13 protein-coding genes are annotated in these 24,100 nt (G+C 45.0%); 10 read left to right on the top strand and 3 right to left on the bottom strand.

Annotation, left to right across the window (positions count from 1 at the left end):
- The first annotated feature begins 21 nt into the window (after positions 1-21).
- The 3 genes from F7D73_RS10265 (at position 22) to dnaA (ending at position 3,907) form a co-directional block, all read left to right on the top strand.
- Positions 22-1,275 carry an N-acetylmuramoyl-L-alanine amidase family protein gene (locus tag F7D73_RS10265; protein WP_153124431.1) on the top strand — a complete coding sequence of 418 codons (1,254 nt, stop codon included), beginning with the start codon at positions 22-24 and terminating at the stop codon, positions 1,273-1,275.
- A 2-nt stretch (positions 1,276-1,277) separates the two neighbouring features.
- The gene (locus F7D73_RS10260) at positions 1,278-2,177 is read left to right on the top strand and encodes an MlaD family protein (RefSeq protein ID WP_153124429.1); all 900 of its coding nucleotides are present in this window, start codon (positions 1,278-1,280) and stop codon (positions 2,175-2,177) included.
- Positions 2,178-2,488: 311 nt separating this feature from the next.
- Positions 2,489-3,907 (top strand): chromosomal replication initiator protein DnaA, encoded by a 1,419-nt coding sequence (gene dnaA / locus F7D73_RS10255; RefSeq protein WP_153124427.1) that lies wholly within the window; start codon positions 2,489-2,491, stop codon positions 3,905-3,907.
- Positions 3,908-4,037: 130 nt separating this feature from the next.
- On the opposite strand, the gene pnuC is transcribed toward dnaA, so the two are convergent.
- The gene (gene pnuC / locus F7D73_RS10250) at positions 4,038-4,640 is read right to left on the bottom strand and encodes a nicotinamide riboside transporter PnuC (RefSeq protein ID WP_153124425.1); all 603 of its coding nucleotides are present in this window, start codon (positions 4,638-4,640) and stop codon (positions 4,038-4,040) included.
- Positions 4,641-4,682: 42 nt separating this feature from the next.
- Positions 4,683-7,043, bottom strand: a complete 2,361-nt coding sequence (locus F7D73_RS10245; RefSeq protein WP_153124424.1) for a TonB-dependent receptor — start codon at positions 7,041-7,043, stop codon at positions 4,683-4,685.
- A gap of 255 nt (positions 7,044-7,298) precedes the next feature.
- Between F7D73_RS10245 and F7D73_RS10240 the strand changes: the two genes are divergently transcribed.
- Entirely contained in the window at positions 7,299-8,531 is a 1,233-nt protein-coding gene (locus tag F7D73_RS10240; protein ID WP_228117708.1) for a RagB/SusD family nutrient uptake outer membrane protein, read from the top strand.
- Between the two features lie 136 nt (positions 8,532-8,667).
- Here the strand turns inward: F7D73_RS10240 and F7D73_RS10235 are convergent, their stop codons facing one another.
- Entirely contained in the window at positions 8,668-9,954 is a 1,287-nt protein-coding gene (locus tag F7D73_RS10235) for a M18 family aminopeptidase (RefSeq protein ID WP_153124420.1), read from the bottom strand.
- A gap of 124 nt (positions 9,955-10,078) precedes the next feature.
- Between F7D73_RS10235 and F7D73_RS10230 the strand changes: the two genes are divergently transcribed.
- The 6 genes from F7D73_RS10230 (at position 10,079) to F7D73_RS10205 (ending at position 24,079) form a co-directional block, all read left to right on the top strand.
- Positions 10,079-14,212: a hybrid sensor histidine kinase/response regulator transcription factor gene (locus F7D73_RS10230; RefSeq protein WP_228117707.1), complete on the top strand. Its 4,134-nt coding sequence runs from the start codon at positions 10,079-10,081 to the stop codon at positions 14,210-14,212.
- Positions 14,213-14,391: 179 nt separating this feature from the next.
- On the top strand, positions 14,392-15,612 hold the full coding sequence (locus F7D73_RS10225) for a glycoside hydrolase family 5 protein (RefSeq protein ID WP_153124418.1): 1,221 nt from the start codon (positions 14,392-14,394) through the stop codon (positions 15,610-15,612).
- A 27-nt stretch (positions 15,613-15,639) separates the two neighbouring features.
- Entirely contained in the window at positions 15,640-18,816 is a 3,177-nt protein-coding gene (locus tag F7D73_RS10220) for a SusC/RagA family TonB-linked outer membrane protein (RefSeq protein ID WP_153124416.1), read from the top strand.
- Between the two features lie 58 nt (positions 18,817-18,874).
- A complete protein-coding gene (locus F7D73_RS10215) occupies positions 18,875-20,650 on the top strand; it encodes a SusD/RagB family nutrient-binding outer membrane lipoprotein (RefSeq protein ID WP_153124414.1) in 1,776 nt (591 codons plus the stop codon).
- Between the two features lie 72 nt (positions 20,651-20,722).
- Positions 20,723-21,709 (top strand): hypothetical protein, encoded by a 987-nt coding sequence (locus tag F7D73_RS10210; RefSeq protein WP_228117706.1) that lies wholly within the window; start codon positions 20,723-20,725, stop codon positions 21,707-21,709.
- A 51-nt stretch (positions 21,710-21,760) separates the two neighbouring features.
- A complete protein-coding gene (locus F7D73_RS10205; RefSeq protein ID WP_153124410.1) occupies positions 21,761-24,079 on the top strand; it encodes a glycoside hydrolase family 3 N-terminal domain-containing protein in 2,319 nt (772 codons plus the stop codon).
- Positions 24,080-24,100: the final 21 nt, after the last annotated feature.

Raw genomic sequence — 24,100 nt, 5'->3', positions numbered from 1 at the left:
TTTGCAAAGTCATCAGAAAGTATGTATAAAAAAATAACACTGATATGGGTGGTATTGTGGATGTTGACAATGACTTCGTTTGCTGCCAATAGAAACTTTACACTTGTGATAGATGCAGGACATGGTGGTCATGATGCGGGTGCGCGTGGAGCTATTTCCATGGAAAAGAATATCAATCTGTCTGTGGCGTTACAATTCGGCAGATATGTAGAGAAGTATATGCCAGAGGTAAGAGTGATTTATACACGTAAAACAGATAAGTTTGTCTCTTTGATAGAACGTGCCAATATAGCTAATCGTGCCAATGCAGACCTTTTCATCTCTGTGCATACCAATGCTTTGCCTGCAGGTAAGATAGCACGTGGATTTGAAACCTATACGCTCGGTATGCACCGTGCCAAGGATAATCTTGATGTGGCTATGCGGGAGAACTCTGTAATTTCGATGGAGAAGGACTATAAGCAGACTTATCAGGGATTCGACCCGAAATCTTCGGAGAGTTATATCATCTTCGAATTCATTCAGGGCAAGAATATGGAGCGCAGTGTAGAGTTGGCAAGAATGATTCAGCGTAAGGTTTGCGATAATGCCAATCGTCCTGACAAGGGGGTGCATCAGGCAGGTTTCCTGGTGTTGCGTGAAACATCTATGCCAAGTTGCTTGATTGAGTTGGGATTCATCACAACGCCTGATGAGGAAAGAATTCTCAATAATTCTGATCGTGTTAATGAGATAGCGAAATCTATTTATGATGGTTTTGCTCAATATCGAAATAAATATGATAAGAGGGTCACTGTACCTTATCGCCCATTACAATCTGGTGATGTAGAGGAATTGAAGGAGCAAGAATCTCAACATCAAGTTGAACCTCAGAGAAAAAATGAAGCTCAGAAGAAGGTAGAAGTTCTGAAAAAAACAGAAGCTCTAAAGAGAACTGAACCTCAGAAAAAGGCTGAAGTTCAGAAAAGAGTAGTAGCTCGGAAAAAGCCAGAGCCAAAGGATGCTCCTGTTTTCAAGCTTCAAATCTTCGTGAGTGACCGAATCCTGCGCAAGGGAGATGCCCATTTCAAGGGCGAGACTGATTATGAATCATTCAGGGAAGGTAATCTGGTGAAGTATACCATGGGGGCCTCTTCAAATTATAATGAGATATATCGTTTGCGTAAGAGTTTGCAGGAAAAATTCCCTGAGGCTTTCATCATCGCTTTCAAAAATGGACAAAAGTATGATGTAAATCAGGCGATACGTGAATTTAAGCAGAATAAAAATAGATAAAAATGAAACTGACAAAGGAAATAAAGATAGCGCTGGTTGCTGTTGTAGGTATTTTGATTATGTATTTCGGAATTAACTTTCTGAAAGGCATCAATCTGTTTTCTACCAACAATGCCTATTATATGACGTTTGATAACATCCTGGGATTGGGCGCTTCTACGCCTATCTATGCGGATGGTTACAAGGTGGGTACTGTGGATGCCATCAGTTACGACTACAAGGAAAACGGACCTATCAGAGTAACGGCTGATATTGTCAAGGATCTGAGGATTCCGGCTGGTAGTCAGGCTGAGATTTCTAAAGATATGATGGGCAACCTTCAGGTGAACCTGCTCCTGGCTAATAATCCACGTGAGCGTATTGAACCAGGTGGAACTATTCCAGGCTCTATCAATGCAGGTATCATGGGAAAGGCTGAGCAGCTTATTCCTGTTATGGAAAAGATGTTGCCTAAGCTCGATTCTATCTTGACCAGTGTGAATGCTCTTCTGGCAGATCCTGCTTTGGCAGCTACACTTCATAACGCTGAGACCATTACCAGCAACTTGACAGTTTCTACTCGAGAGTTGAATACCTTGATGGCTGGTTTGAACAAGCAGATACCAGGTATGATTGGTAAGGCGAATGGCGTGCTCGATAATACCCATAAATTGACAGCCAATTTGGCTGCTTTGGATGTACAGGGGACATTGAACAAGGTGAATGCTACCTTGGAAAATGCACAGCAGTTTACTGAGAAGTTGAATAACAATAAGGGAACTCTCGGTTTGTTGATGAATGATACCCAACTCTATGAGAATTTGAACTCAACTATGGGGCATGCTGATTCATTGATGATAGATCTGAAGGCGCATCCAAAGCGCTATGTGCATTTCTCAATATTTGGAAAAAAAGATAAGTAAACTTGATTTTACTTATATAAATATTATCTAAATAACAAAATAGATGTTTCACGCCCCGATATAACTGCCAAACTGTTTGTTTGTTAGCTATTTCGGGGGTGTTACATAAATGTTTCACTGCAAGAATATTAACGATTGTGGATAACTCTGTAAAATGCAGAGCATCAGCTGGTTACATTTAATGTATTAAAATTAATTAAATGGGGAGATTTGCTGTTCTCCTTTTTTTTTCTTAATTTTGCAACTGATTTCGCATCTTTAGTGGTGTGAACACAATCAATATCTAAAAAATAATTAATATAAAATAGTCAATGTTAGCAAGTCCGAAAGCGCTTTGGGATAATAGTCTTTTGCTTATAAAGGATAATGTGTCAGAGCAGCAATATAATACATGGTTTAAGCCAATAGTCTTTGAGTCGTACAAGCCATCGACAAAGACTTTGTTGGTGCAAGTTCCAAGTCCGTTTGTTTACGAATACTTGGAACAGAACTATGTTGGCTTGTTGAGTAAGGTGTTACATCGCAATTTTGGTGATGGAATCCGACTCACTTATCGTGTTGTTACCGATAAGGAACATAAGATTGCACAAGATTTAGAGGCTGATCCTGCTGACGAAGAGGTTGCTGAGCGCAACAGAAAAGCGAAGCAGGATCAAGCACAAGGTGTCGTTCCAGAGGCTCTTCAGCAGGATGACATTGATACCCAGCTCGATCCTAAGCTTACATTCAATAATTATGTAGAGGGTGAGAGCAATAAGTTGCCTCGTTCTGTGGGATTGTCTATTGCTGAGCATCCTAATACCACTCAGTTCAACCCTATGTTCATTTATGGTCCATCGGGAAGTGGTAAGACGCATTTGGTGAATGCTATCGGTTTGAAGGCAAAGCAGATATATCCTCAGAAGCGTGTGCTTTATGTCAGTGCCCGTCTTTTCCAGACTCAGTATACGGATGCTATCTTGCATAATTCCAGCAATGATTTCATCAATTTCTATCAGTCTATTGATATTCTGATAGTGGATGATATTCAGGATTGGGCAGGAAAGGCTAAGACATTGAACACTTTCTTCCATATATTCAATCATCTCTTCCGTAATGGAAAACGCATTATCTTGGCGAGCGACCGTCCACCGGTGGAGTTGAAGGATATGCCAGACCGCTTGATTACCCGTTTCTCCTGTGGCTTGGTATGTGAGCTTGAAAAGCCAAATGTGGAGCTGTGTGAAGATATTGTCAGCAACAAGGTTCGTCGCGATGGTTTGAAGATTCCTAATGATGTTGTGGCCTTTATTGCTCAGACCTGCAATGGCAGTGTGCGTGATTTGCAGGGTGCTATCAATGGTCTGTTGGCTTATAGCATCGTGTACAACAGTCATATTGATATCCGATTAGCTGAGCGTGTTATCAAGCGTGCTGTGAAGGTAGATGATAAACCACTCACAATTGATGACATCGTCGAGACCGTATGTAACCATTATAATGTAACTGTTACGGCTGTGAACAGTAAGAGCCGTAAGCGTGATTATGTGGTGGCACGACAGGTAACTATGTATTTGGCGCAGAAATTTACCAAGATGCCTGCTTCACGCATCGGCAAACTCGTTGGTAATCGCGATCATAGCACAGTTATCCACAGTTGTTCCAAGGTTGAAGAACGATTGAAGGTTGATGCTGCATTCAATGATGAAATCAATAGTATTGAGAACGGATTGAAGATAAAAAATGGTTAGAAATGCACGGAACCTTGGTATAGTGGTTCTGTTTATATAAATGAAATAAAAGGAAGTCGAGCTTTTTGTATATGCTCAGGCTTCCTTTTCCTGTTTATTTACTTTGAACTTTAAACTTTGAGCTTTATGATTAGTTTTCTTTTTGCTCTTTTTTCATCATCTTTTTCCATTTGAAATATCCGGCTACGGCGATGATGACGTAGAGACCATAGAGCCCAGCCTTGAATGGGATACCTTTTACTATATAGAGATAGCAGCAAACGGCATCTACAAGAATCCAGAAGAACCATTGTTCTATGTATTTCCGTGCCAAGGCCCACAGACCCACAAAGCTCAGGGCATTGGTGAAGCTATCCTGCAATGGTACCGTGGAGTTGGTAAAGGTAATCAGAATATAATAGGTGATTCCCCATGCTGCCAGAAAGAAAATAGCGGTAGGGAGATAGAGTGATTTTTTCATATAAGTGATCGGAAGCTCTTCTTTTTCCGTCTGGTTGTGTTTCTTGCCGAATTTCCAAACAGCATAGCCATAGACGGCTGCCACCGTATAATATACTGCCATACCCGCATCGCCATAAAGACCATGGCTCCAGTATAGCCAGACATCCAGAGCCGGCATGATGATGCCCACTGCCCAAAGCCAGATGCTGGCACGGTACTCCAGCAAGATGTAAATCAAGCCGAGTACCGTGGTAAAGATGTCTAAACCATGTGATGCAATATAATCCATCATAATGTTTTAGTTTTTGAATCTACTTTCTAGAAACCGTGATAATTAGAACTTCAATGTTACATGTCCCATTACAGTGGTGCCTGCCATAGGAATATAGCTGATGGCACTGAGGCGGTGATCCTGAGTGTAACCGGCACTCTGACTTACTGCATTGTACCATACGGAACCGCTCGCTGCGTAATGACGGTTGAAGATATTGTTGATATCAAAACCGAAAACCATCTGCTTGATTCCCAGTTTCTTAGCTACATTTGTCTGATAGTTGAGGCTCAGGTCGCTCTGTGAATAGCAAGGCAATGAACGGTCTTTGCTCTCAGAATTGTCGAGATACTGACTGCTTACGAAGTTGGTGTGCCAGGTTGCTGAGAATCCGGCATAGTGCAGGTCGATGAAACCATTCAGAATAGCTGATGGAGAATATGACAAGGTTGAATTGTCGTAGTGTATCTTCAAAGCATCACCATCCCAATTATCTACATACTCATCGAAATCCTTGATTTTGTTCTTGCTCAAAGCAGCATTTCCCTCCAAGGACAACCATGACAATGGTGCCCAACCAGCTGTCAACTCAACGCCCATGCGATAAGAATCCTTGATATTGGTAGTCAATGGCTCACCGATTTCGCTCAACTGTCCGGTTTGAGCAAGCTGGTTGTCGTAATCCATGTAGTAGAAGTTGGCACCTGCATGCCAGTTGCTTCCCTCATACTGATAACCGAATTCCACATCGAGTAACTTCTCCTGTTTAGGGAAAGGATAGTTGAGGTTGTCGGTATAGTTGTTGCGCTCCGGCTCACGGTTGCTGTAAGCTACGGAAGCGTAAGCCTTATGACCGTCCTTGTTGATGCTGATACCTGCCTTAGGATTGAAGAAATTGAATTTCTCGTCGATGTTCAGTTCCTGATTCTTGTAGCTGCCATCAGACTGTTTGATAAACTTATCGTTGATACCGTCGGTCTTGTATTCCACACGGCGGTATTGCAGGTCTGCGAATGCATTCCAGTAGTCTGCAAAGCGATAGCTTGCCTTGATGAAGGCGCTGTAGTCGTATTTGTGGGCATCAGAATCATAGTACTTATACTTGCCGTTGCTGCCGAGGAACTGCTTCTCTGCGTCCTGATTGGCGATATAGGTTAGGTAACCCCAGTGGTTGCCACGGAACTGCTGGAGGTTCAAGCCGCCGATTACGTCCCAGTGTTCATCCTTGTAGTTGGTGTTATATACCATGCCGTAGGTGTTCTGGGTCAATCCCTTTTTGCGGATGAAGTCAGATTTCTTAACCTTGTTGCCCTCTGCATCCTTATAGATGAGTCCAAATTTCTCAAACTTGGCGTTGTTCTTGAACTCCTTGTAGTAGCCGTAACCATAGGTATAGTGCAGGGCGATGTTGTGGCTCCAGTGGCTGTTAGGAGTCCAGGCTGCAGAGAGAATATTGTGGTTCTGATAGAAATTATCCGTAGTTTTCTCCCATTTGTTGCCGTTTCTGAGGGTATATGGCTTGATGGTATAATCGCCCTTTCCATTGCGCACCAAATCGCCAGTCAGGACATTGAATTTCCCCAGTCCAGCCTCGTACATATCCTTGTATGTGCGTATTCCATCATCCATCAATGTGAAGTTGGTATTGTAGTCGCCTCCCAACACGCCATTCCATGCCTGTCCGGTCTTCTCGAAGTTGCCGATGTTCTTATAGCTGATCTTGAAGTTATCTCCTAACCAGGTCAGTCCACCATAGTAAGAGCCGGATCTGCCGTCTGTTCCGTCGATATAGCCATCTGTGGCAGTCTCATGATAAGCTCCGTCAAAAACCAGGTGGTTGCCCATCAGTCCGGTAGAGAAGCTGACGCCCGTATTGTAAGTGTTGTAAGTGCCGTAAGAACCAGTTACTTCTGCCATAGGAGTGAGCGAAGGAGCAGCTGTAGCCATAGAGATGCTGCCGCCGAAAGCACCATCGCCGTTGGTAGAAGAACCTACGCCACGCTGCACCTGAACACTGCCCAGGAGCGAAGCATAACTGTTCATGTTAGCCCAGAAAACGGTCTGGTCTTCTGGAGAATTGAGAGCTACGCCGTCGAGTGTCACGTTGATGCGGCTACCGGCAGCACCACGGATACGCATATAGGTAGTACCCGTACCGATACCATTTTCGCCCCAAGCCAGAATACCTGGTGTGCGAGAAAGGAGAAAAGGCAATTCCTTACCTGTAGAGGAAAATTGTTGGAGTTCTGATTTCTTGATGTTGGCAATGGCGTATGGAGCTTCTTTTGCGGCACGTACGCCTTTTACGATTACTTCATTTAAATGTTGCACCTTCAAGGTGTCGATTTTTGTCTGTGCCAGTGCAGCTTGGCTTGCCAAAGAGCAAAACGCTACACTGAGTGCGATCCCGTTGAATCTTTTCATTTATTTAAATTAAAACCTTTGTATAAGGGGCATTCGTGTAAAGCTACCCCTTCGTCAGCGCTCTGCTAACTGGATGCAAAGTTAGTAATAATAACCGAAAGCGCAAAATTTTCGTAAGTTTTTTCAAGGTTTCAGTCTTTATATCATTCTTTTTTATTATATTTGCAGCTGTAATTGTATTTTGAACCTAAATAAAACGAAGATATGGTTAAGAATATTTATCGTCTATATATTTGGGTCTTCTTTTTGGGGACTATGCTAGCATTCTCTTCGTGTCAGAATGAGCAGCAGAAGAATCTGCTCAGTGAGGATGCTATCAATGGTTCTGTGTCCGAAATTTATTCCAATGCCGTAGCGCCCCTATATGATTATATGGATAAGGACAGCCTGGGAACTTCTGATGCCGACCCGCTTTACCATGTCTGGGAATATATCTATCAGGGTATTTCTCTTGCCAATCATTCCCTTGATTTTATTGATGACAACGCCTCGCTGATTACTGCCGACCAGAAAGACCGGTTGAAGGCTGAGGTGCGAGCCGTCAGAGCTTTACTGTATTATGAGGCGATGGATAAGTTTGGGCGTATTCCGGTGGTTTTGTCTTCGGAAGAATCTGCTATTTATGCCTCTGCAAAGTCAGATTCCATAGCTTCATTTACAGATGTTTATCTTTCTGTTCAAAGTGAGAGGAGTGAGGTCTTTCAGTTTATTTTCAGTGAGTTACAGCAGGTTTTGCCTTATCTCTCCGCTCAGCATAGCGGTAAGGAGGGCAGATTTTCCGGTCGCATCACGAAGCCGGTGGTCAACTATCTGCTGGCAAAGATGGCATTGAATGCTGAAATCTATACGTTTGATGACTGGACTAAGGGGTATAAGAAGCGTCCAAGGGGCCGTAATATTGATTTTATGGTGCAGACAGCCGACGGTGCCTCCCTGCTGAATGACCTCAAGGCGAGCGAGAATCGCAGCAAGAAGCTGAATGCGTGGGAAACCTGTATTTACTATTGTGATGCTCTGGCTGCTGAGGGATATTCCTTGGACGAGGATGTGATATTCTGCAGTACCGACAGCCGTACAGCGCTTCCTAGCCGTATCGGCACCCCAGTTGCGCGTTTCCTGTTCCGTTATACGGATGTTTTGCTGATGAAGTCAGAGGCGAATATCCGTAATGGTGAGGATGGCAGAACCGAACTGAATATGGTTCGCGCCCGCCAAGGCAAGCCTGCCCATAGGGCTACGCTCAATCGTATCCTCGAAGAGCGTCTTGACGTATTGTCAAGAGAAGATATTCATCGTCAGGACCTTATCCGCTTTGGTATGTTTACTGATGCCTTCAATCTCTATCCATATCTTAAAGGCAAATCGTCCGGTTATATCACCGTTTTCCCGATTCCTCAGAAATGTATCGATTTAAATCCTAAGTTGGTACAGAATAAGGGATATGAAGTAGAAGGCTCATCTGCTTATAAAACAATGCGTTATGACTAATGGTGAGTGAAACGCCGTGTGGTTGGAATAGCATTTTTTATAAATCTAGCAACGCAGCGTTTCACAGCGTCGCTAGATTTATTTTTTTATTTCCTTTGGATAGCAAATTGGTTTACAACTGAATTTCCTGTAGGAATTACAACTGATAGAATTTGGTGAAAGCCTTCACGCAATATTCGTGGTCGATAACGCTACCGGTTTCGCGGCAACTGTGCATAGCGAGGATGGCATTGCCCATATCCACACCCTTCAATGGGATGGAAGAGGCGAGGATATTGCCCAATGTGCTGCCACCTGCTACATCGCTGTGGTTCACGAAACGCTGGCATGGTACACCGGCAGCCTCGCAGATGTTGGCGAAGATGGCTGCTGATACAGCATCGCTCGCATACTTCTGGGCTGCATTGAACTTGATGACCGGACCACCGCCCAATTTAGGATGATTCGTAGGGTCGAATTTCTCGCTATAGTTAGGATGCCAGGCATGCGCATTGTCTGCAGAAATCATAAATGCACGCTCCACAGCCTGATAATAAGCCTCTTCCGTACCGCTCTGAGCCAGGGCGATGCGCTGCAGCATATAAGAAAGGAATGGACTTCCGGCACCCTGTTTAGTCTGAGACCCCGTTTCTTCATTATCGAAGATGGCGAGAACCTGGGTGGTATCATTGGCATCAGATGCAATCATCGCCTCTACACCAGCCCAGCACATAGACAGGTCATCGAGTCTGCCTGAAGAGATAAACTCATCGTGTACACCGAAGGTGCAGGCTGGAGTGGCATCAGCCAGATAGAGATCGAAATCAAGAACATCCTCTTTCTGGATATTCAGTTCGTCGGTTATCACATTCATCAGGAGGTTACCCTTCTCCAGTTCATCATTGATAATGCCGAGGATAGGGAGTACATCCTTCTGCTTGCTCAACTTCACACCATCATTCACCTGACGGTTGAAGTGGATAGCGAGATTGCTGATCTGCAACAATGGGCGCTTTACATGAAGAAGAAGCGTCTGGGGATTCATCGCATCCTCGCCCTTCACGATGACTCTACCTGCCAGGGTCAGCGGACGGTCGAACCAGGTGGACATGATAGGACCACCATAAACTTCGGTATTCAGTTTTACGATACCGCCCTCGCAAAGCATCTCAGCATTTGGCTTGATGCGGAAGGTTGGGGAGTCGCAGTGAGCACAGATCATGTGGAAACCGGCATCTGCCAAAGGCTTCTTTCCGATTTGGAAGGCGTAGATGGAAGAGTCGTTCTTGGTAACGAAGAACTTTTCACCCGCTTCAATCTTGCCCAAAGGCTCCTGTGGGTTCATACGGCGGAACCCGTTCTTCTCCAATTCCTTGGAGATATTCTTTACTGCCAGGAAATTCACTGGCGATGCGTCTAGAAAGGATAATAATCTTTTGATCATAGTCTATATCTTTAAATTAATATGTTGCAAAGATAATAGATTTTTTTCATTTTATCTCATTATTCTATTTGTTTTTCATTTTTTTGTATTATCTTTGTCCCCAAATAATATCAATGAAAGAATTATGAAACGACATAAATCCTGCACTCTAATTATATTGTTGCTGTTGGCATCGGCTCTTCAGGTATATGCGCATATTTCCAGAAATATGTTCATGCTTTCCAATCTCAATGCTGACAATGGTCTTTCCAGCCCTCGTGTTTATTCTATTGTAGAGGCAGAGGATGGTGCCATGTGGATAAGTACTAAGCGTGGAGTTGACCGATATAATGGGCAACAAGTAACCAATTATACTTTATACACAGAGATGCCGTATAGTGATGCTAGTGGTAGATGTATTAAACTGACTAAGGATGCGCAACATCTGATTTACGCCTACGACAACAAGGGAAAGGTGTATATATATGATAAGAGGAAAGATGCATTTGTTTTGAAATGTAATCTTCAGAATATTTTAGGTGGAAGTATCGTGTTGAACGAACTGTTGGTAGACGAAAAGGGCAATTTCTGGTTAGCTATGGATAGAGGCATTTATTGCTTATCAGCAGCTACTGATGGTAAGGAGATAGTTCGGGAGACAGCTAAGGGTAGGTTTGTATTGAAAAATACCTATATTAATCATATCCAATTTATAGGTGAGAAACTCTTGATAGGAACATTTAAAGATGTTTATTGCTATTCGATGACTGCCCGGAAGTTAGAAAAGAAGATTAGTGGCAGTTCTGTAGTATCCTCTTATCATGATATTGTGGGACATCGTATCTGGCTGGGTACTTTTCACGAAGGAGTTAAAGTGATGGATGATAGTACTTGGAAGCTGATAAAATCTGCTGATTTCCAATCTTTGCAAAACATTCCTAAAATTCCCGTACGTTCAATCATTTTATACGATAAGCAGACTCTTCTGATGGCTGTAGATGGAGCAGGAATATATGCTTATGACAGTTCGAATAAACAAACCAAACTCTTGCTTGATACAGATGGACGTCCTGGTAACGTACTGAATGGTAATGGATTATATACCTTGTGCTGCGATCGTTTTGGCGATTTATGGACTGGCTCTTACTCGGGAGGAGTAGATTTGGCAATACCGATGAAACATACTTTGGAATATATCACACATGAATATCTCAACAATCAATCACTGATAGATAATTGTGTGAACGATGTTTTCCAAAGCCGTGATGGGAAAATATGGTATGCCACAGATAAAGGAGTAAGTGTTTATGATGCGCAGACTCGTCTTTGGCATCATGGATTATATAATAAAGTGGCGCTTACGATTTGTCAGACTGTAGACGGCAGAATTCTGGTTGGTACCTATGGTAATGGCGTATATCAGGTTAATGCTGATGGCACTAGTATGCCTGCTTATTCTGTGGATACAGGAATGTTGAAGAGTGATTACGTATTCAGTCTTTTAACTGATAGCGATGGTAATATTTGGGTGGGATGTTTGGATGGAGATATGGCTTGTTTCCCTTCAGATAAATATAATTTGAATGGAACGGGAAAGTCGGTATTCTATCTGCCTGTCAACGAAGTGCAATGCATCACGGAATCACTGGATAAGCGTTTTATTGCTGTAGGAACTTCGCATGGAGGCTATTTGATTGATAAGCGCGAACCTTTGCATCCTCGTCGTTTCTTTTATCCTGAACAGTATCCCGATAAAGACATTAATTTGTTTGTCAACAGTATGGCTTTTCAGGATTCCCGTCATATCTGGATTGGAACGGATGGAGGAGGACTCTATGATTATGATTTCCTGACAAAGAAGTTTAAGCGTTATACTAATCAGGACGCTTTGCCTTCTAATTCTGTTTATGGACTTATAAAAGGTATTAATGGCAATTTGTGGATAAGTACGGATAAAGGATTGGCGTTCATGAAACAGGGGAAGATAGTAAACCTCAACATCTTTAAGGGAATGGAACGTGAGTATAACCGAATGTCTGTTGCGTGTACTTCAGATGGCAGGGTGCTTTTTGGCAGCAACGATGGAGTTGTCACTTTGGCTCCTATGTTTGCCAAAGGTTTGAATTATGCCGCTCCACTTCGTATTCATAGTGTTGAGGTTGAAGGTGTCGAACGTTCCGATCACTGGAATGAATGTCTCTTTGAAATGTTGAAGGAAGGCAAATTGAAACTTAGCCATAATGAGAATACGCTGGTTGTTTCTTTCGAGAGTATCAATTATCAATACCAGTATGATATTCAATATCAATATTATTTGGAAGGATACGACCGTAATTGGAGTAAATCATCTTCTAATCAGTTGGCACGATTTGTAAATTTGCCTTCGGGCAGCTATGTGCTTCATGTAAAGGCTATCTGCAGAAGTAATGGTAGAGAATTGGGAGAAACAACTTTGAAAATTCATATAGCCCAACCTTGGTGGAATACCTGGTGGGCATGGATTATCTATCTCTGTATTTTTGTTGCCATCTTATATTTTGTCTGGCAGTATTACAAAGAGCGCTTACAGCGAAAGTATTATGATGAGAAAATCAATTTCTTCGTTAATACTGCCCATAACATACGTACTCCTTTGAGTCTCGTGTTGGCTCCTCTTGATAATCTGGCTAATGATTCCAACTTGAGTGAGAAAAGTCGTGGATTCTTGGATATGGCGCATCGCAACGGCAACAAACTATTGAAGATGGTTACAGAATTGCTTGACTTCCAAAAGGCAGAGCAGTCTGCCGAACAGGTTCGCCTGCAAGATATAGAATTGCCGATGCTTTTACGTGTGCAGTTGGAAAAGTTTGTATTGGCAGCTCAGGAGAAGCATATTCAACTGTGTATTGAAACGTGTCCGCAGCAACAGATTCATTCTGATGTCAAAATGATGGATTTGATATTGGAAAATCTTCTCTCGAATGCTATCAAATATACACCTCAAGGTGGAAAGGTTACGTTGTCGGCTTCTATTGAAGGTAAGATGGCTATGATTCATGTATGTGATACAGGTATAGGTATTCCAAAGGCCGAAATTAAGAGTATCTTCAAGACCTTCTTCAGGGCTTCTAATGCGATAAATTCTCAGGAAATGGGAAGTGGATTAGGACTGATGCTTACACGAAAGCTTGTAGAGAAATTAGGAGGAAAGCTTAGTTTCGTAAGTGAGGAAGGAAAGGGTACTACTTTCTGTGTGAAGATGCCATTAGGTAATGTAACAGATTCTTCTGTTCGGCTTGTAGGAGAAAAGAAAAATGTTGCAACTGAATCTTCTTTAGCTGAAGATAAGCATGATGAAACTTGCCAGACAGTGTCTTCTGCGGTTCTGCAGGATGCTGATGTTTCAACGGATACACTTCTTTTTGTCGATGACAATGAAGATCTTCGCAAATATATCAGAATGACTTTTGGTGATTCTTATCAAGTAGTTGATGTGGAGAGTGCAGAGGCTGCCTTGAAATATTTGAAAGAGGGCGGGGTATGTGATATCGTTGTTTCTGATGTCATGATGCCGGGAATGCACGGAGATGAGTTCTGTCGTAGCATCAAGGAAAATAAGGAAACATCATGGCTGCCTGTTATCCTGCTGACTGCTAAGGCTGGTCGTGACTTTATGATAGAGGGACTCGGACTTGGTGCTGATGATTATATAGCCAAGCCATTCGATACTGCTATTCTTGCGAGTAAGGTTGCTAGTATTTTGAAGAATCGTCGCCGGTTGAGTCAGTATTATATGGACAGAAGCCTTGCTCTTGTTAGAGGAGAGGTTGCTTCTGAGTCTGCTTCTTCCGAGCAGATTGTGGGTTCTGATTCTTCCAATGAACTCTTGGAACCTACTGGAGCTTCTGAAGAGAAAAAGGATGATACTGTCTTGAATAAGCAAGGCCAGACATTCGATAATGTGGCAGAAGCTGTTCTGAATCCACAAGACCAGGCTTTTGTAGACAAAGCTACCCGTTTGGTGTTGGCTCATCTGAGCGACACAAACTTTAATATCGACCGACTCTGTAGAGAGATGGCGATGAGCAGAACGCTTTTCTATGGTAGGCTGAAGACTCTTACGGGTCAAAGTCCGCAGGATTTTATGCGTTTGATACGTCTGGAGCAGGCTGCAATCTTCCTGAAACAGGGGGATAGTGTGTTGGAGGTCTCAGTGAAAGCAGGTTTCGTGAATGTGAAGTACTTTAGTACTGTGTTTAAGAAACATTTTGGAGTATCTCCAAGTAAGTATCTGTAAATTAGAGTTTTAAATTCAAAGAAAAGGTTTCTGTTTAGACGATATGTCTGAATTGAAACCTTTTTTTGTTTGTTATCTAACCCTCTGAAAGTTCCTTTTCTTTATCTTTGCAGCCAGATTCTGTTACGTAAGTAAAACAGTTATTTAAAAAACGAAACAATAACAATATAAACATAAAAATGAAAAGGAACTTTTTGAAATTTAGCCTCTTTTTAATAGGCGTCTTCACATGTTTCTCAAGCGAAGCAAGTACAACGTACTCATCCTGCAGTTCTGATGGCGTAGGCGAATCCATACCTACTGCCCAGCAATGGAATAAAGACGTTGTGGGTTGGAATCTCGGCAATGAATTCGAGTGCTCAGCTCCTGGACAGGATGGTGAGTCGATGCAGATTGGCAACCCTGATGGTTCTATCCATGCAGAGACAGCCTGGGGCAATCCCGTTGTTACCAAGAAGATGATACAAGCCGTGAAGAAGGCTGGTTTCAATGCCATCCGTATTCCAATCCGTTGGCAGTGCCACATTACCAACGCTCAGGCGATGAGCATTGACAAGGCTTGGATTGCTCGCATCAAGGAGGTGGTAGGCTGGTGCCTTGACAACGGTTTGAAGGTTATCATCAATGTGCATCATGAAAAATGGCTCGAAGGTCGTCCTACCTATCAATATAAGGAAGAAAACTGCCAGAAGCTTGCGCTCCTCTGGATGAATATCGCCTCTGAGTTTGCCAATTATGACAGTCGCTTGGCTTTCGCCGGTACCAATGAGGTTCACATCAGGGACAACTGGGGCAAGCCTACTGCCGAGAACCTCGAAGTGCAGAATGCTTACAATCAGATATTCGTGGATGTGGTTCGTGCTACAGGCGGCAACAATGCCAAGCGCCACCTCATCTTACAGACTTACGTTTGTAACCCTTGGTTTGGCATCGAGAATGGAGATTTCATCATTCCAAAGGATGCCGAAGGCAATGGCAACAACTATATGAGTGTGGAATTCCACTACTATCAGCCATGGAGCTACGCCGGCGATTGCACCTACGATTACTGGGGTGATGCTTGCAAGGATGCTGGCAAGATACCTGCAGAAAACGAGAAGACGATGACGGATTTCTTCGACAAGGCGGTGAATACCTGGAGCAACAAAGGACTGGGTATCGTTATAGGAGAATGGGGAGTAACCGATCACTATAAGTCAAACTCAGAGAAAGTGCATGAAAACATGACCTACTACTGTAAGTTCTTGACTACGGAGGCTCGCAAACGAGGCTTCTCTACTTTCGTTTGGGACAACAACCACTTCGGCAACGGCTCTGAGAAGTATGGCATCTTCGACCGTTTCAAGAGTATGAAGGTGAATGCTCCTTGGATTCTCGAAGGAATCTTTGGGAAAGAATAAAGTTAAACTAAAAACAAAATATCAATTATGAGAAAGAAAACTATGTTTCTCGGCCTGCTCGGTGCAGGTTTGATGTGGATGCCTGCTTCTGCCATTCTCGCTGCCCAGATGAACAATGCTGCGATGAGCGTTCAGCAGAACCAGGGCATCAAGGGTACAGTGGTGGATGCCACTGGCGAAACCTTGATTGGCGCTAGCGTGAAGGTGGCTGGTACAACCAACGGTGCCGTTACCGATATAGATGGTAACTTTACGTTGAACTGCAAGCCTGGAGTAACGCTCGAAGTGAGCTACATCGGTTACAAGACGATGACCGTGAAAGCTGCTAATGGCATGAAAATCACGATGCAAGAGGATGGTAAAGCCTTGAATGAGGTAGTTGTCACCGCCCTCGGTATCAAACGAGACCGCAAGGCCCTCGGCTATGGCTTGGAGGAAGTGAAGGGTGAGGAACTCACCAAGGCGAAGGAAACCAACGTCATCAACTCCCTTTCAGGTAAGGTGGCTGGTCTCGTTGTGCAGAACACCGCTGGCGGTGCTTCTGGTTCTACCCGCGTGCTTCTTCGTGGTAATACGGAAATGGCAGGCAATAACCAGCCTCTCTATGTGGTGGATGGTGTGCCTTTGGATAATACCAACTTTGGCAGTGCTGGTGAAGCTGGTGGTTATGACCTCGGTGATGGTATCTCTGCCATCAATCCTGACGACATCGAGACGATGACCGTATTGAAAGGTCCTGCTGCCTCTGCCCTCTATGGTAGCCGTGCTTCCCATGGTGTTATCTTGATTACGACCAAGAAGGCGGAGAAGGATAAGATTTCCGTGGAGTACAATGGTTCTTATACTATCGATACCCAGTTGGCTAAATGGGACGACATCCAGGAGATATATGGCGCTGGCTACAATGGCGAGCTTCCTAATTCGAGCACTTCTGGTACGAACGCAAGTTGGGGTCCTAAGGCCGATGACTTCATGTTCAAGTATTTCGATGGCGAGGAGCGTCCTTTCCTGATGCACCCTAACAACGCCTCCGATTTCTTCCGCACAGGTTTCACCACCCAGAACTCTGCCATCTTCTCAGTTAATTCCGGTAAGACGGGTATGCGTTTCTCTGTTACCGATATGCGCAACAAGGATATCTTGCCAAATACTAATATGAGTCGTGACAACTTCAACCTCCGTGTGAATACCTCTGCAGGTCCTGTTGACTTCGACTTCACCGCCAACTATACCCGTGAGAAGGTGAAGAACCGTCCTGCCCTTGGTGACTCTCAGAGCAACGTGGGTAAGAACCTCATGACCCTGGCGGGTACCTACGACCAGGCTTGGTTGAAGCACTATGAGGATGCCGACGGCAACTACTCCAACTGGAATGGTAACGACCAGTATAACAAGAACCCATACTGGGATCTCTATAAGAACAGCAATACATCCGACAAGGACGTGTTCCGTTTTACGGGTAAGGCCATCTGGAACATCGACAAGCACCTCAAGTTGCAGGGTACCATCGGTACCGATATCAACAGCATGAACTTCGAGGACTTCATCGCCAAGACAACTCCTGGAACTCCTGCCGGAAAGCTTACCGACCAAATCTTCAACAACCGCACATTCAACGCCGAGATACTCGCCCTCTACAACAACTCATGGGGCGACTTCGATGTCAACGCTACCGCTGGTGGTAACATCTTCAAGGTGAACAACAAGACCACTACCAACGTCGGTCTCAACCAGCAGATGAATGGCATCAAGAACATCATGAACTATCAGGAGCAGAATACTCGCGAGAGCATGTATAAGAAGCAGATCAGCTCTCTCTATGCCAGCGCGAGCCTCGGCTACAAGCATACTTACTATCTGGAGGGAACACTCCGTGGAGATAAGTCTTCTACGCTCCCTTCGGGCAATAATACATATATATATCCTTCTGTATCTGGTAGCTTGGTTTTCTCTGAGTTTATCAAGAACAAGAAGTTCATCAATTACGGTAAGATTCGCGCATCTTGGGCAAAGGTAGGTAGCGATACCGATCCATACCTGTTGGCACTCAACTATACCACGGGCAAGTACAGCTACTCGGGTTATACCATCGGTATGATAGCCAACTCAACACAGCCAAACAAGGATTTGAAGCCTACTATGACAGGTTCTTACGAGGTAGGTTTGGAGATGAAGTTCCTTAACGGACGCTTGGGCTTGGATGCCACCTATTACAACCAGAACTCCAAGGACCAGATTTTGAGTTTGGCTTCAACCACCACCTCTGGCTATGCTTACCGCCTCATCAATGCCGGTGAGATTCAGAACCAGGGTATCGAGATTGCCCTCAATGCCCGTGCCTTGCAGATCAAGGACTTCGCTTGGGACTTGGGTGTCAACTTCTCGAAGAATACCAACAAGGTGAAGTCGCTCACCGATGGCATGGACTACTTCGAGTTGGCGAAGGCATACTGGTGCGGTGTTTCTGTAGGTGCCAAGGTAGGTGAGAACTATGGAGCTATCCGTGGACATGACTTCCTCTATAACGACAAGGGTCAGGTGGTTGTCGATGCAGCTACTGGTCTTCCAAAGGTTGACCAGAAAATCAAGACTATCGGCAATTCTACTTGGGACTGGACAGGTGGTTTCTACTCAACCTTCAGCTACAAGAACTTCCGCCTCTCAGCTGCATTCGATGTGAAGGTAGGTGCCGACATCTACTCTATGTCCATGCGTTCCGCATATCAGACAGGTAAGGCAAAGGGAACATTGGCAGGCCGTGAGGAGTGGTACACTTCTGAGGAGGCTCGCAAGGCTTCGGGTATGGACCTTGCTGCATGGCGTGAAACAGGTAACTGCAAGGGATTTGTCGTAGAGGGTGTCATCGACAATGGCGACGGTACTTATCGCAAGAACGACATCGCCGTGAACCCTGAAGATTACTGGAAGCATGTGGCAAATGGCGTGCAGAGTGCCTTCATTTACGACAACTCTTACGTGAAGTGTCGTGAGATTACTTTCGGCTATACCTTCCCAGAGAGCATCCTGGGCAAGTATGTCAAGGGCTTAACCGTATCCTTCGTGGCTCGTAACCCATTCATTGTTTGGAAGAACATTCCTAACATCGACCCAGACTCCAGCTACAACACCTCAGGTCTCGGTCTGGAATATGGTTCCCTGCCATCTCGCAAGAGTTATGGTTTGAACGTGAACGTGAAGTTCTAGTCTCGAAAAAATGAATCAATTTCTTTAGAAGAGTTCTAATATATAATAATGTAAGAAAATGAACAATATAATCAAGAAATATATAGGTAAGAGCAGCTTGATGATGGCTTTCGCCCTGATGGCAACCGGCACTGCGATGATTTCTTGCTCTGATGATACCTTGAGCAACATCAATACCGACAAGACCAAGGTGAGCGAGCTCGACCCTAACGCACAGTTGACAACAGCTTTGTTGCAGACTTACGGTGACTTCAGTCTGATGGATACCTACCGTAACTATATAACTGGTTTTCCACAGTATTTCGCTGGTGGTTGGAATGTAACCAATTACGCTGGTTCTAATTTCAGAGAAGATGATATGACCCGTCGCGTCTGGGACCGCTATTATGAAATCAGTATCAAGAACCTTGTGGATGCCATCCACAATTCTGCTGACAAGGCAAACTTGAATGCGGCACTTCGTATCCATCGTGTCTATATCACGGCAGTTTTGGCAGATACCTACGGTGACGTGCCTTGTTCGGAGGCAGGTCTGGGTTATATCTCAGGTATCTCCACCCCTAAGTATGATACCGTAGAGGAACTCTACAGCTGGTTCTTCGAGGAACTTGACGCTTGCGAGAAGCAGCTTGGCACAGGTACCGACCACATTTCTGGTGATGTCACCAGCATGGGTGGTGATGTAGCTCAGTGGAAGAAGTATGCCAATGCACTCCGTATGCGCTATGCCATGCGCATTTCCGATGTTAATCCACAGAAGGCAAAGGAGGAGTTTGAGAAGGCTGTAGCTGCCGGTGCCATCGCCAGTGCAGCAGATGATGCTTATATCAAGTATGCTGATTCTCCATTTACCTATTATGATGGAGCCAACGACTACGATTTCCGTGCCAATGCATTGAGCGAGACTCTCTATGGTCAGGATGCCACATCGCCTACCATGGTATGCTCTACCTTGTTCTATCAGTTGCAGAATACCAATGACCCTCGTCTCTATCGCATCTGCCGTCACTACTACAATATCAAGCGTAGTCAGGTGAAGCCAGATAAGGAACAGAACATCGACTTGACCGATGATTTCCTGGCTTACTTCCAGAACAAAGGTCTCGGTGAGGAGCCTTGCAACCCTGGTGCAGCCTGGTACACAGACTGGATGAATCCAGCTACGTTGGATGACCTTCCTACTTTGAAGAAGTATGCAGAGATTGACGAGAACACTTATGCCAACTCTGATTATATAGCCCGAGCTAGTCGTCCTTGCCTGAACATCGACTTCGAGATGCCTTCTTGTCCTGGCGACTTGATGAGCTATGCTGAGGTAGAGTTCCTCAAGGCTGAGGCTGCAACCAAGGGTTGGAATGTAGGTGGTGGTGATGCTGAGAGTCACTACGAGGCTGGTGTTCGTGCCAGCATGGAGTTGCTCAACAACTACTATCTTACATCCAACAAGATTTCTGAGGATGAGATCAATGAGTTCATTGCCAACAACAAGTTGGGTGACAATCCTAAGGAGACCATCAACACCCAGGCTTGGATTCTCCACATGATGAACCCTTCTGAGGGTTGGGCTAACATGCGCCGCTCTGACTATCCTGCCATCTTGAATCGTGATCTCTTGACCAAGAATGGTTTCACTTATACGGATTCCGATTGGTCAATGCCTGTCCGCTTGCAGTATCCTGAGTTGGAAGCTCAGTACAACAATGCCAACTACAAGGCTGCCATCGACCGCATGGGTGGTACAGACGATTGGCACAAGCACCTCTGGTGGGACAAGGCTGATGTAAACCTTCAGCCAGACTTCAATCCTCCATTCGGAAAGGGATATAGCAAGTAGTGTTTAATGTTAAGTGTTAAATGTTAAGTCTTATAGGACAATAGAATAGAATAATTAATTATGAATAAGACAATGAAACAATATAAGGGAAAAGTCTTGAAGGCTATGATGATGCTCTTAGCCGTGGGTTTCGCACTGGCTGGTACATCTACCTTGTCTTCTTGCTCTTCTGACGATGAACCATACTTCACTGTCAGCGAAGATGACAATCCACGTATCTTGAACACCGACTTGGCTGATTCCAAGATAGACCGCAAGACTAATTATAAGTTGGAAATCAAGGTGACTCCTGTTCACTACACCACTGTGACATGGTTGCTCGATGGCACTCAGATTGCTGAAGGTACTACCATCGACCAAACTTTGCCTGTAGGTAATCATGAACTGAAGATTGTGGCAACCACCACCAAGGGCAAGACCACATCCCGCACCTTGAACGTTACCGTGACTCCTGCTGCCGATGACCCAGCCTTGGGTACCAATGCCATCGAGCTTTGGGTAGCTCCGGGAGAAACTACAACCATCCACAAGTGTAAGAACCTGGGTCTCGTTCAGAAAGTACTCATCGCTGGTAAGGAGGCTGCCTTCGAAGTGCTCGATGAGGGTACGGCATTGAAAGTTACTGCTCCTTCCGACCTCGCCAATGGCGATTACGACATTACATTGGTAGATGGCAGTGGTGTACAGTTCCCTTGCGGTACCATCAAGGTAACCACCGAGGCTCGCCCATCTATGGAGAACACCATCTGGGAAGGTGAGTTTGCCGTGACATGGGGTACACCATTCGATGCCTTGAAGGATACCTTCCTCTCAAAGGTGAAGGCTGGCACCATCCTCCGTGTCTATGTAGATGGAAATGGTCAGGGTACCGCTGCCACAGCTTGGTGGAACAACATCCTTACAGGTAAGGGCGATCCAGAGCGTGGCGACATCATGGTGAATGGACCTGCTAAATGGGAGTTTGAACTGACCGACCTCTCTATCCAGCTCTTGACAGAGCAGAATGGTCTCCTCCTCGTGGGTGACGGTTACACCGTAAAAAAAGTAACTATTGAATAATATATTGGAAAGATTTCCGTTTTATCATAAAACGTCAAACCTTTACTGTTTATGAAGAAAATATTATTATCTATTTCAATGTTGGCATTGGCTTATACAGCCAGTGCCAATGTTCCAGTTATCAAGAGCGACCCTAAGATAGAGGCTCAGGTAGAACAAACTCTGAAGAAACTCACCTTGGAGGAAAAGATAGGTCAGATGATGGAATTGGTGACCGACCTCTTTGGTGCCAACGACAAGAACGGTGTGTTCTATATCGACGAGCACAAGACCGATTCTATCCTTTCCCGCTATAAGATCGGCTCTATCCTCAACGCTCCTAATACTTGCGCACCAACCGCCAAGCAGTGGGAGAAGTACATCGCGCAAATCCAGAAGATCTCGATGAAGCGCATCGGCATCCCTTGTGTCTTCGGTCTCGACCAGAACCATGGTTCTACTTATACACAGGGCGGAACCCTCTTCCCGCAGAACATCAATGTGGCTGCCTCCTTCAATCGTGAGATAGCTCGCCGTTCGGCTGAGGCTACCGCTTATGAGACTCGTGCAGTGAGCATACCTTGGACTTACAGTCCTACCGTTGACCTCGGTCGTGATGCCCGTTGGCCTCGCATCTGGGAGAACTTTGGCGAGGATTGCTACCTCAGTTCAGAGATGGGCAAGGCGATGGTCTATGGTTTCCAGGGCGAGGACCCAAACAACATCGACCAGTATCACATTGCCACTTCAATGAAGCACTTCATGGGCTATGGTGTGCCTTGGACCGGTAAAGACCGTACGCCAGCCTATATCTCTCCTGCCGACTTGCGAGAGAAGCACTTCGCTCCTTTCCTGGCGGGTCTGCAGGCTGGAGCCTTGACCGTGATGGTGAATTCCGCTTCCGTCAACGGTATGCCGATGCATGCCAACAAGGACATCCTGACAGGATGGCTGAAGGAAGAGACTGGATGGGATGGTGTGCTCATCACCGACTGGGCAGACATCAACAATCTCTATACTCGTGAGATGGTGGCAAAGGACAAGAAGGATGCGCTCCGCATTGCCATCAATGCTGGTATCGACATGATTATGGAACCTTATTCTTGCGATGCTTGTGGCTACCTTGTAGAACTGGTGAAGGAAGGTAAGATTCCGATGAGTCGCATCGATGATGCCTGCCGTCGTGTGCTTCGCATGAAGTACCGTCTCGACCTCTTCAAGAACCCAACCCAGAAACTGAAGAATTATCCTAAGTTTGGTGGCAAGGAGTTTGCCAAGCTCGCCTTGGAGGGAGCTACCGAGAGTATGGTGCTCCTGAAGAACGAGGGTAATATCCTTCCTTTGCAGCATGGCAAGAAGATTCTCCTCACGGGTCCTAATGCCAATCAGATGCGCTGTCTGGACGGTGGGTGGAGCTATACCTGGCAGGGTCATCGTGCTGATGAGTTTGCCGGCAAATACAATACCATCTATGAGGCATTCTGTAATGAGTATGGCAAGGAGAATGTCATCTTGAACCAGGGTGTTACCTATAATGAGAAGGGAAAATACTGGGAGGAGAACGAACCTCAGATTCAGGGCGCAGTTGATGCCGCAAAGAATGTTGATGTCATCGTTGCCTGCATCGGTGAGAACTCTTACACAGAGACTCCGGGCAATCTGACCGACCTTTGGCTTTCAGAGAACCAACGCAATCTCGTGAAGGAACTCGCCAAGACCGGTAAGCCTGTCGTTCTGGTATTGAATGAAGGTCGTCCTCGTCTCATTGCTGACATCGAACCATTGGCACAGGGCATCATCGACATCCTTATCCCTGGCAACATGGGCGGCGATGCCTTGGTAAACTTGGTATCGGGCAAGTCAAACTTCAGTGGCAAGATGCCTTACACCTATCCTAAGGAAATCAATTCGCTCGCCAACTATGACTTCAAGAAGAGTGAGGAGGTGGGTACGATGGAAGGTGCTTACGACTACAATGCGAAGATTACCCAGCAGTGGGGCTTCGGATATGGTTTGAGTTATACCACTTACAAATATAGCAACCTGAAGGTTTCTCAGTCTGATTTCCGCCACGGCGACATCATCAAGGTGAGCGTGGATGTGAAGAATACGGGAAAGGTGGCAGGCAAGGAGAGTGTTCTCCTGTTCAGTAGCGATCTCATCGCTAGTATGGTGCCTGATGGCCGTCGTCTCCGTGCCTTCGACAAGGTGGAACTTCAGCCTGGTGAGACCAAGACCATGACATTTGAATTAAAGGCAGACGATTTGGCCTTCGTAGGTTGGAATGATAAATGGAGATTGGAGGAAGGCGACTTCAAGTTGATGATTGCCGACCAGAGTGCCGATATCCATTGCACTGATACTTATCAGTGGCCTACTGCCAACCGATAATGTATATTTAAAAGATGAGTT

It is taken from the genome of Segatella copri, from assembly GCF_009494395.1.
In the GTDB taxonomy this organism is placed as follows: Bacteria; Bacteroidota; Bacteroidia; order Bacteroidales; family Bacteroidaceae; genus Prevotella.
Note: the sequence above shows the minus strand (reverse complement) of the source record. Positions and strands in the feature narration are given on the sequence as shown.

What these genes read in the sequence shown, in the direction of transcription:
- F7D73_RS10215 (WP_153124414.1), top strand. Translation starts at nt 18,875, where the DNA reads ATGAACAATATAATCAAGAAATATATAGGTAAGAGCAGCTTGATGATG.
- F7D73_RS10265 (WP_153124431.1), top strand. Translation starts at nt 22, where the DNA reads ATGTATAAAAAAATAACACTGATATGGGTGGTATTGTGGATGTTGACA.
- F7D73_RS10245 (WP_153124424.1), bottom strand. Translation starts at nt 7,043, where the DNA reads ATGAAAAGATTCAACGGGATCGCACTCAGTGTAGCGTTTTGCTCTTTG.
- F7D73_RS10230 (WP_228117707.1), top strand. Translation starts at nt 10,079, where the DNA reads ATGAAACGACATAAATCCTGCACTCTAATTATATTGTTGCTGTTGGCA.
- pnuC (WP_153124425.1), bottom strand. Translation starts at nt 4,640, where the DNA reads ATGATGGATTATATTGCATCACATGGTTTAGACATCTTTACCACGGTA.
- F7D73_RS10235 (WP_153124420.1), bottom strand. Translation starts at nt 9,954, where the DNA reads ATGATCAAAAGATTATTATCCTTTCTAGACGCATCGCCAGTGAATTTC.
- dnaA (WP_153124427.1), top strand. Translation starts at nt 2,489, where the DNA reads ATGTTAGCAAGTCCGAAAGCGCTTTGGGATAATAGTCTTTTGCTTATA.
- F7D73_RS10220 (WP_153124416.1), top strand. Translation starts at nt 15,640, where the DNA reads ATGAGAAAGAAAACTATGTTTCTCGGCCTGCTCGGTGCAGGTTTGATG.
- F7D73_RS10260 (WP_153124429.1), top strand. Translation starts at nt 1,278, where the DNA reads ATGAAACTGACAAAGGAAATAAAGATAGCGCTGGTTGCTGTTGTAGGT.
- F7D73_RS10210 (WP_228117706.1), top strand. Translation starts at nt 20,723, where the DNA reads ATGAAACAATATAAGGGAAAAGTCTTGAAGGCTATGATGATGCTCTTA.
- F7D73_RS10205 (WP_153124410.1), top strand. Translation starts at nt 21,761, where the DNA reads ATGAAGAAAATATTATTATCTATTTCAATGTTGGCATTGGCTTATACA.
- F7D73_RS10225 (WP_153124418.1), top strand. Translation starts at nt 14,392, where the DNA reads ATGAAAAGGAACTTTTTGAAATTTAGCCTCTTTTTAATAGGCGTCTTC.
- F7D73_RS10240 (WP_228117708.1), top strand. Translation starts at nt 7,299, where the DNA reads ATGCTAGCATTCTCTTCGTGTCAGAATGAGCAGCAGAAGAATCTGCTC.